Here is an 8,832-nt window from a genome sequence, read left to right as displayed (position 1 = left end):
GGGTGTCAACTCGACGAAAAGCGTGTCGAGTTGACACCCCTCCTCGGGCGCGGCCAACGATCAGCCACGACTCGTGACGGGACCCACCCCACCCAGAGCGTTCGCTCAAAGCAGCTCGGCTTCGCCTTCGCCACTGCCTTGCGCCCCTGCCTTGCCCTCGGGCTACTAGGTCGCGCTTGCCCTCGCGTAGGCGTCAGCTCCGCTGAAGACGTTTTGGCCGTACTCCACGGAGTTGTTGTACGACATGATCGCTGCCCACCAACCCTGGCCTGTGCCGAGGTCTCGGGCGCCGTTCGCGCAGAGGTAGCGGGCGGCGGTCAGGGCGGCGTCGTCGATGTTTTGCGGGTCTGCTGGTTGGCCGTCACCGGCTGCGCGCTTTGCCCAGCGGTTCCAGGTGCCTGGGATGAACTGCATTGGGCCCACGGCACGGTCCCAGGTGGTGTCGCCGTCCAGGCGGCCGCCGTCGGTGTCTTGGATTGCTCGGACTCCTGCTGAGCCGTTGAGGGGGACGCCGACGATTGGGCGGGTGGGGAGGCCGTTGTCTTGTAGGCGGGCGCCGAAGATGCTGCCGTGGTGGGACTCGACTCGGCCGATGCCTGCGAGGGTGGCCCAGGAGATTCGGCAGGCTGGGGCTTCGCGTTGCATTTCCAGGTCTGCTGCGGCGTAGGCCTGGAGGGCGCGTTGGGGGATGTCGGTTTTGGACGCGACCCTGGAGGCCCAGTCGGCTAGCGGGTTGGGGTCGGTGTTTCCTGGGGTTGAGGCGTTGCCTGGGGCTGCGGCTCCTGGTTTTACGTCCTGGATGGGGACCAGGAACGGTGGCGGGCCTGGTGGGGAGGCGTCTCTGCGGTTCAGGGCGCCCAGGGCCCAGGCTCCGGCGGCCACCACGACGATCAGCAGCAGCACCAGGACGATGCGGCCGAAGATGTTGCCGTAGTTGGGGCGTCGGGGCTGGGTTTGCTGGGGCGGCGGCGGGACCACGGGATCCAGGCTACGTGCTCGACACGCGCAGTGACGGGGTCAAGCGTGATGAAACCGGCACTGATGGCGGCTGGACATACAGGTGAGGCTTACCTTAAATAAGGCCGACCTAATTTGTTGGAGGTGTCGGGATGTTGTTCACCAATGGGCTGATCGGGCTGCGGGAAGGGCTCGAGGCTGCGCTCGTGGTGAGCATCTTGATCGCATTCCTGGTGAAGACGGACCGCCGGCACGCGCTCAAGTGGGTTTGGGTGGGTGTTGCGACTGCGGTGGCACTCTCCGTAGCGGCCGGGGCGATCATCACCTTCAGTGCTGCCAGCATGAGCTTTGAGCAGCAGGAAGCGTTCGGCGGGATCATGTCGATCATTGCCGTCGCGTTCGTCACCGGAATGATCTTCTGGATGCGCAAGGCGGCCAAGACGATTGCGGCCGAGCTGCGCGGGAAAATGGACGAAGCGCTGCAAATCGGACCTATCGCCGTGGCTGTCGTTGCCCTTTTGTCGGTGGGGCGGGAAGGGCTGGAGACGGCGGTCTTCTTCTATTCCAGCGTGCAGGCGGCCGGTGGGGGGACGACCGAGCCGTTGCTCGGGTTCCTGGCCGGGATCGCTGTGGCTGTCGTGATCGCCGGGTTGTTGTACCAAGGGGCGATTCGGTTCGATCTCGGGAAGTTCTTCACCGTCACGGGTGTGCTGCTCGTGTTCGTGGCCGCCGGGGTGCTCAGCTACGGGATCCACGACCTGCAGGAGGCCGCGATCCTGCCCGGGCTCAACACGCTGGCGTTCGACATCAGCGAGACCGTGCCCGAGGACTCCTGGTACGGGGCGTTGCTCAAGGGGTTCTTCAACTACTCGCAGCGGACTTCGGTGCTGCAGGCCATCGCGTGGGTGGCGTACGTCGGGGTTGTTCTGTCCGTGTTCCTCATCCGGCCGCGCCGTCGCGCCGCCGTGGCCAACTGATCAATGGAGTAGTGACCGTGCGCAAGGCAGTGGTGATTCTCGGTTCGCTCGCGGTGCTGGCGGCGTGCAGCAACGGCGGGGGCGGCGCAGCGAGTGGCAACATCGCCGTCGAGGCGACCGATGACGCGTGCAAGGTCGCCAAGACCGAGGCGGCGACGGGCAACGTCACGTTCGAGGTGACCAACAAGGGCACCAAGGTGACCGAGTTCTACCTCTACGCGGAGGGTGACCGGATCCTCGGCGAGGTCGAGAACATCGGGCCTGGGCTGTCCAGGAAGCTGATCGTCGAGGTGACCGAGTCCGGGAAGTTCCAGACCGCGTGCAAGCCCGGCATGAAGGGCGACGGCATCCGCGGCGACTTCACGGTCACCGGTGACAGCAAGAAGTCGACCGACGGCAACGCGTTGCTGGCCGAGGCGACCAAGAGCTACCAGCGGTACGTGAACTCGCAGGCGGACCAGCTGCTGGTGAAGACCGAGGAGTTCGTCAACGCGGTCAAGGCCAAGAAGGTCGACGACGCCAAGGCGCTGTTCCCCGTGTCGCGGACCTACTGGGAGCGCATCGAGCCCGTCGCGGAGAGCTTCGGCGACCTCGACCCCAAGATCGACGGCCGCGAGGACGTGATCGAGGAGGGCATGGCCTTCACCGGCTACCACCGCCTGGAGAAGGACCTGTGGGAGTCCGGGCTGCAGGCCGACTCCGACAAGATCGCGGACCAGCTCCTGGTCGACGTCAAGGAGATCGTGTCCAAGGCGAAGACGGTCGAGCTGACGCCCGTGCAGCTGGCCAACGGTGCCAAGGAGCTGCTGGACGAGGTCGCCACCGGCAAGATCACCGGTGAGGAGGACCGCTACTCGCACACGGATCTCTGGGACTTCCGGGCCAACGTGGACGGCTCGCAGGCGGCGATCGCGGCGCTGCGTCCGGTGGTGGAGCAGAAGGACAAGGCTCTCGTGTCCACTTTGGACGCCAAGTTCAAGGCGCTGGACGAGGCGCTGGAGAAGCACCGCAAGGGCGACGGCTTCAAGTCCTACACCGAGCTGTCGCAGGACGAGATCAAGGCGCTGGCCGAAGCCGTCGACGCGCTCGGCGAGCCGGTCAGCAAGGTCGCGGAAGTGGTGTCGGCCAAGTGAGCGAAGGGGTTTCGCGACGGAGGCTGCTGGGCTACGCGGGCGCCGGGGTGGCGCTCGCGGGTGCCGGCGCGACTGCCGGTGTGCTCGCGACCAGGCAGTCGCCGGAGGTCGAGAACGTCGCCGCGGCGAAGGTTCCGTTCCGCGGCGAGATCCAGGCGGGCATCACCACGCCCGCGCAGGACCACATGCACTTCGTCGCGCTGGACGTGAAGACGACCAGCCGCGACGAGCTGATCGACCTGCTCAAGCAGTGGACGATCGCCGCGGAACGGATGACCGCGGGCCAGGAAGCCGCTGAGAACGGTGCCGTTGGTGGCAATGCGGAAGCGCCGCCGAAGGACACCGGTGAGGCGCTCGACCTGCCCGCGTCCGCGCTGACGATCACGATCGGCTTCGGGCCGTCGCTCTTCGACGACAGGTTCGGGCTGAAGGACAAGCGGCCGGAAGCGTTGATCGACCTGCCGCGCTTCCCGCAGGACGACCTGGATCCCGCGCGCAGCAACGGCGACATCTGCATCCAGGCCTGCGCGAACGACCCGCAGGTCGCCGTGCACGCCGTCCGCAACCTGGTCCGGATCGGCTTCGGCCGGGTCGCGGTGCGCTGGTCGCAGCTCGGGTTCGGCCGCACGTCGTCGACCACGCGCGCGCAGGCCACGCCGCGCAACATGTTCGGGTTCAAGGACGGCACGCGCAACATCAAGGCCGAGGACACCGACCTGCTGCGCGACCACGTGTGGGTCACCGAGGGCCCGGAGTGGATCCGCGGCGGCACGTACCTGGTGGCGCGCCGGATCCGCATGCACATCGAGATCTGGGACCGCACGTCGCTGGTCGAGCAGGAGCAGATCGTCGGCCGCACCAAGGGCGAAGGCGCCGCGCTCGGGCAGCAGAAGGAGTTCGACGAGCCGGACCTGCACGTGCGTGGCGCGGGCGGCATTCCGTTGATCGGCGAGGTCGCGCACATCCGGCTCGCGTCGCCGGAGTCGTTGAACGGCGTGCGGATCCTGCGTCGCGGCTACAACTTCACGGACGGGTCGGACGGGCTCGGGCACCTCGACGCCGGGCTGTTCTTCCTCGGGTTCAGCCGCGACTCGCGCACGCACTTCGTGCCGATGCAGCAGGCCCTGTCCACAAAGGACGAGATGATGGAGTACGTGGAGCACACCGGTTCCGCGCACTTCGCCATCCCGCCCGGCGTGAAGGAAGGCGGGTTCTGGGGCGAGGGACTGTTCCGCTAGTTTCCCAGGGCCAGGCGGGCTTTGACCTCGCCGAGCGCTTCCTGGTACTCGGGTGACGGGTTCATCGCGACCGCCATCCGCAACTGGGCGAGCGCCTCGGTGAGGCGGCCCTGCCGTTGCAGGGTCTTGCCGAGCGCGAACCGCGCGTAGTGGTCGGACGGGTCGAGGTCGAGGACCTTCCGGAACGCCTCTTCCGCCCGGTTGAGCTGCGCGGACCCGAGGTACGCGCGGCCGGCCAGCAGCTGCACGGACGGAGCTTCCCCGGCTTCGTCCAGCACCTGTTTCAGCTCGCGGAGCGCATCGAGAGGGCGGCGCTGGGCCATCAGCGCCTCCGCCTTCCTGAACGCCTCGAAGGTGCTGTCCGTCATTCGATCAACGTTACCCACCGCTCGCCCGTTCTTCGACTGCCGTCCGGGCGACAGCACTCTTCGGGGTGGCGGTGCCGAGCCAGCACGCGCAGAAACCGAGCACCAGCCCGGCCACCACACCGGCCGTCGGCGCCTGCCCGAGCAACGGCCACGCGATCAACGCCGTGACGGACGGGACTACAGAGGACAGCGTGGTCATCGCCGCCGCGCCACCGTTGCGAACCCCGACCAGGAACAGCGACGCGCCGCCCATCGAGTTGACCAGCACCAGGAACACCATGGTCAGCCAGAACTGCTTCCAGTCGGTCACCCCGGCGTGCTCGGTCAGCGCGAGCAGTCCGACCACCGGCACCGACACGGCGTGCTGCACCGCGTTGCCGCTGCGGAAGTCCGTGTCGCGGCAGAACTTCTGCTGGTAGACACCGCCCGCGACGAACCCGAGCATGCCGAGCACCGTGAACACCGCGCCGGACCCGAACGATCCCAGCCGGTCCCACAGCGCGGCGAGCACGGCGGCGACTCCCAGCGCCAGGCCCAGCAGCTGTTTGAGTCCAATTCGGACACCGAACACACCCGCCGACACAACGGCTGTGAGCACCGGTGTGCACGAGATGATCAATGCGGTGACCGACGCCGGGACGCCGAGTCTGAGCCCGAGGTACACACCGGAGAACTGACAGGCCTGCACCAGCAACCCCGCCACGCAGGTGTGGACGAGCTGCCAGCCCCGCGGCCAGCCGGCGCTCGTCGTGAGCGCCACGAGGGCCATCAGCGCGGCCGCGAGGCTGAAGCGGATGGTGGTCATCAGGAACGGCGGAGCGACGGCCACGGCGAGCGCGCCCACCGGATACCCGGAGGCCCAGACCAGCACAGTGCCCGCCGCGAAGCCGGGTTTGATCCGCACAGACTCCAGAACTACCAGTCGATCACGTTCCGGACGAGCTTTCGTTCCACGCACGGGCCATGCGCGCGACCGCCTCGGTGATGATCTCCGGCGAGGTGGCGAGGTTCATCCGCACGAACCCGTTGCCGCCGGTGCCGAACGTGGTGCCGCAGTTGACCGCGACCCTGCCCCGGTCCAGGAAGGTCTTGGCCGGCCGGTCGCCGAGGCCCAGTTTCCGACAGTCCAGCCAGGCCAGATAGGTGCCCGGTGCCGGTCGGTAGCGGACTTCGGGCAGGTGCTCAGCCAGCAGGTGCTGGAGGTGTCGCCGGTTCTCGTCGAGTCCTTCGAGGAGTCCGTCCAGCCAGTCGCCGGCGTCGGTGAACGCGGCAGTGTGGGCGAGGATGCCGACGTGGCTGGGCCCGTGGCTGACCTCTTCCGGCAGCCTCGCGAGATCCTCCGCCGCATCCGGTCCGGCGATCGCGAGCGCGGCCTTGAGCCCGGCCAGGTTCCAGGCCTTGGACGCCGACATCAACGACAGCCCGTCGTCCGCAACGCTCAGGTACGGCACGAACTTCGCTTTGGTGATCGGCGCGTGGATCTCGTCCGCGACGACTCGGACGCCGTGCTTGCGCGCGAGTTGTGCGACCTGGGCGAGCTCGGCTTCGGTGTGGACGGTGCCGGTCGGGTTGTGCGGGTTGCACAGCAGGTAGACGGATCCCTTGCCGGCTCTGGTGAACGCCGCATCGAGGGCGTCGAAGTCGATCCGGTGCGCTGCGTCGAGCGGTGCCTCGACGACTTGGCGCCCCAGCGACTCGATGAACTGGTAGAAGGGCGGGTACACCGGGCAGTTGACGACGACCGGTGCGTCCCGGTGCGAGACCAGCCGGAACATCTCGACGACGCCGAGCATCACGTCCGGCACGATCGCGGTGCGTTCGACAGCGGGCGCCCAGTCCCATCGCTTCTTGGCGAACTCGGCCAGTGCTTCGGCGTACGCGGTGCCCGCGGGATATCCCGTGTCGCCTCGTTCGGCCGCCTCGATGATCGCTCGCTTCACCGGTTCGGCCAGCTGGACGTCCATCTCGGCGACCCACACCGGCAGCACGTCCTCGGGGTAGTACCGCCACTTCATGCTCGTGCGTTGCCTCAGCTGATCCAGGGTGAGCTGACGTAACGGGTTCATACCCGCAAACCTAGGGTCGTCGGCAGAGGAAGTGTTTGCGATTCTTTGCTGCATGGACGCCCTGGACCGCAAGATTCTTGCTCACGTGCAGGCCGACGGCCGCCTGACCATCACCGAACTGGCCGAACGCGTGCAGCTGAGCGTCTCCCGAGTGCAGCGCCGCCTGCGCGAACTCGAACGAGCGGGCGTGATCCGCGGCTACCGAGCCGTCGTGGACGCCGCCGCGATCGGCTTCGGTTTCGAGGCACTGGTGTTCGCCAAGCTGCGCATCGAGTCGATGGACGACTTCGACCGCGCGCTGGTGGACGTGCCGAACGTGGTGGAGGCGCAACGGTTGTTCGGCAGCCCCGACTACCTGCTGCGGGTGGTCACCGCGGACCTCGTGTCGTACCAGCGGCTGTACGAGGAGACGCTGGCCAAGCTGCCAGGGGTGCGGGGGCTGACGTCGACGATCGTGATGAAGCAGGTGATCGAGCCGCGCCCGTTGCCGGCCAACCCGTGAGACGGGAAGCAGGGAATGCCTGCGGGCGTTGTGCTGTTGCATGAGCCTGCGCTTCTCACTGATGGGTCCGGTACGAGCCTGGCGAGACGACGAGGAGATCGACCTGGGTCCGCGTCAGCAGCGGGCGGTGCTGGCGGCGTTGTTGCTGAACAACGGCATCCGGCTGAGCAACGACCAGCTGATCGGCATGGTCTGGGACGACCCGACGCCGAGCGCGGTCATGGCGTTGCGGACGTACATGTACAAGATCCGCAAGACGCTGCCCGAGCTGAACCTCAAGTCCAAGGACGGCGGCTACACGCTCAGGGCCGAGCTCGTCGACGACTGCCGCGGCGAACCCTTGGAGGGGCTCCAAGGGACCTACTTCGAGGCGCACCGGGTCCGGCTCGCCGAGCACCGGCTCAAGGCGCGCGAGGAGTGGCTCGAACGCGAGCTCGACACCCTTGAGCTGCAGAAACACGTCGCGGCCCACCCGCTCAGGGAACGGCCGCGTGCCCTGCTGATGCACGCTCTCTTCCAGGAGGGCCGCCAGGCCGAGGCGTTGGACCACTTCCACCAGGCGCGCGCACTGCTGAACGAGGAGCTCGGCCTCGAACCGGGGCCTGAGCTGCGCAGGGTCCACGCGCAGATCCTCAAGGGCGACCTGACCGTCCCGCGCAGGCCGGAGCAGCTGCCGTCCAGCCTTCCGGACTTCACCGGCAGGTCCGCGGAGATCGCCCAGGCACTCCGCACGCTCCCGAACACCGTCGGCATCACCGGGATGAGCGGCAGCGGCAAGACGGCGCTCGCCACGCACATCGCGCACCTCGCCAAGTACGACTACCCCGACGGGCAGATCTTCGTGCGGGGCAGGGACGTCGCCAACGAGCTGCTGCGCGCGGTCGGGGTGGAGAACCCCAACGGCGACAAAGCGGCTCTGTGGCGGGAGAAGGCGCGCGGCCGGCGGTTCCTGATCGTGGTCGACGACGTGCAGGACCCCTCGCAGCTGCAGGACCTGCACACGCCCGGCAGCGCCATGATCCTCACGAGCGTGCGGCGGTGGAACGGCCTGCCCGGCGTGACCTGGTTGACGATCGCCGGGCTGACCGAGCCCGAGGCGCGGGAGTTCTTCCGCAAGGTTCTGGATCCCGCGCGGATCGACGCGGAGTCCGACACCGCGGAAGTGGTGCTGGAGCGGGTGTCCCGCATGCCGAACCCCATCCGCGTGCTCGGTGGCAAGCTCAGCGGGCGTCCTCATTGGACGGTGGCGATGCTGCTGGCTCAGATGGAAAGGGAAGAGCGGCTCGGTACCTCCATCCCGTCCGACTGCCGGGCGGTGCTGGCGCCGATGATCAAGGCAGAGAAGGAGCTCACCGACCCGGAGAAGCACCTGCTGCAGTGCTTCGCGCGCCGCGACGCCGACGTGATCGACGTCTGCGAGGCGGCGGAGATGGCGGGCATCGAGGCCGGGGCGATCGAGTACGTGCTGGAGTCGCTCGCCGACGTGCACCTGATCGAACCGCTGGTGCTCGGCCGGTACCGGTTGCCGCGGTTCGTGCGCCTCTACTTCGGGTGGCGCATACCTGCTCTGACCAGCTGATTCATCTGGAAT

9 protein-coding genes are annotated in these 8,832 nt (G+C 67.8%); 5 read left to right on the top strand and 4 right to left on the bottom strand.

The window, feature by feature from the left end:
* Positions 1-165: 165 nt before the first annotated feature.
* Complete coding sequence (locus AB0M24_RS33110) at positions 166-978, bottom strand: murein transglycosylase (protein WP_363776974.1); 813 nt, start codon at positions 976-978, stop codon at positions 166-168.
* 131 nt (positions 979-1,109) lie between these two features.
* Here AB0M24_RS33110 and efeU point away from each other — a divergent pair, with 131 nt between their 5' ends.
* The 3 genes from efeU to efeB are packed head-to-tail and all read left to right on the top strand — an operon-like array spanning position 1,110 to position 4,305.
* A complete protein-coding gene (efeU, locus tag AB0M24_RS33105; protein ID WP_363776972.1) occupies positions 1,110-1,934 on the top strand; it encodes an iron uptake transporter permease EfeU in 825 nt (274 codons plus the stop codon).
* Between the two features lie 11 nt (positions 1,935-1,945).
* Positions 1,946-3,067: an iron uptake system protein EfeO gene (efeO, locus tag AB0M24_RS33100; RefSeq protein WP_363776969.1), complete on the top strand. Its 1,122-nt coding sequence runs from the start codon at positions 1,946-1,948 to the stop codon at positions 3,065-3,067.
* Positions 3,064-4,305 (top strand): iron uptake transporter deferrochelatase/peroxidase subunit, encoded by a 1,242-nt coding sequence (gene efeB / locus AB0M24_RS33095; protein WP_363776966.1) that lies wholly within the window; start codon positions 3,064-3,066, stop codon positions 4,303-4,305. Before efeO ends, efeB begins: the two co-directional genes overlap by 4 nt.
* Here the strand turns inward: efeB and AB0M24_RS33090 are convergent.
* From AB0M24_RS33090 to AB0M24_RS33080, 3 genes are read right to left on the bottom strand one after another with little or no spacing between them, the layout of a single operon-like run.
* On the bottom strand, positions 4,302-4,673 hold the full coding sequence (locus AB0M24_RS33090; protein WP_363776963.1) for a tetratricopeptide repeat protein: 372 nt from the start codon (positions 4,671-4,673) through the stop codon (positions 4,302-4,304). The genes efeB and AB0M24_RS33090 overlap by 4 nt on opposite strands.
* A 10-nt stretch (positions 4,674-4,683) precedes the next feature.
* Entirely contained in the window at positions 4,684-5,577 is an 894-nt protein-coding gene (locus AB0M24_RS33085) for a DMT family transporter (protein WP_363776960.1), read from the bottom strand.
* Between the two features lie 22 nt (positions 5,578-5,599).
* Positions 5,600-6,739 (bottom strand): aminotransferase class I/II-fold pyridoxal phosphate-dependent enzyme, encoded by a 1,140-nt coding sequence (locus tag AB0M24_RS33080; RefSeq protein ID WP_363776957.1) that lies wholly within the window; start codon positions 6,737-6,739, stop codon positions 5,600-5,602.
* A 52-nt stretch (positions 6,740-6,791) separates the two neighbouring features.
* On the opposite strand from AB0M24_RS33080, the gene AB0M24_RS33075 reads away from it, so the two are divergent.
* Positions 6,792-7,241 (top strand): Lrp/AsnC family transcriptional regulator, encoded by a 450-nt coding sequence (locus AB0M24_RS33075; protein WP_363776954.1) that lies wholly within the window; start codon positions 6,792-6,794, stop codon positions 7,239-7,241.
* A gap of 40 nt (positions 7,242-7,281) precedes the next feature.
* Complete coding sequence (locus tag AB0M24_RS33070; protein ID WP_363776951.1) at positions 7,282-8,820, top strand: BTAD domain-containing putative transcriptional regulator; 1,539 nt, start codon at positions 7,282-7,284, stop codon at positions 8,818-8,820.
* The last annotated feature ends 12 nt before the right edge of the window (positions 8,821-8,832 follow it).

Source organism: Lentzea sp. NPDC051838 (genome assembly GCF_040681245.1).
GTDB lineage: Bacteria > Actinomycetota > Actinomycetes > Mycobacteriales > Pseudonocardiaceae > Lentzea.
Note: the sequence above shows the minus strand (reverse complement) of the source record. Positions and strands in the feature narration are given on the sequence as shown.

Coding starts and splice junctions, on each gene's coding strand:
- efeU (WP_363776972.1), top strand. CDS start 1,110: ATGTTGTTCACCAATGGGCTGATCGGGCTGCGGGAAGGGCTCGAGGCT.
- AB0M24_RS33090 (WP_363776963.1), bottom strand. CDS start 4,673: ATGACGGACAGCACCTTCGAGGCGTTCAGGAAGGCGGAGGCGCTGATG.
- AB0M24_RS33080 (WP_363776957.1), bottom strand. CDS start 6,739: ATGAACCCGTTACGTCAGCTCACCCTGGATCAGCTGAGGCAACGCACG.
- AB0M24_RS33075 (WP_363776954.1), top strand. CDS start 6,792: ATGGACGCCCTGGACCGCAAGATTCTTGCTCACGTGCAGGCCGACGGC.
- AB0M24_RS33070 (WP_363776951.1), top strand. CDS start 7,282: ATGAGCCTGCGCTTCTCACTGATGGGTCCGGTACGAGCCTGGCGAGAC.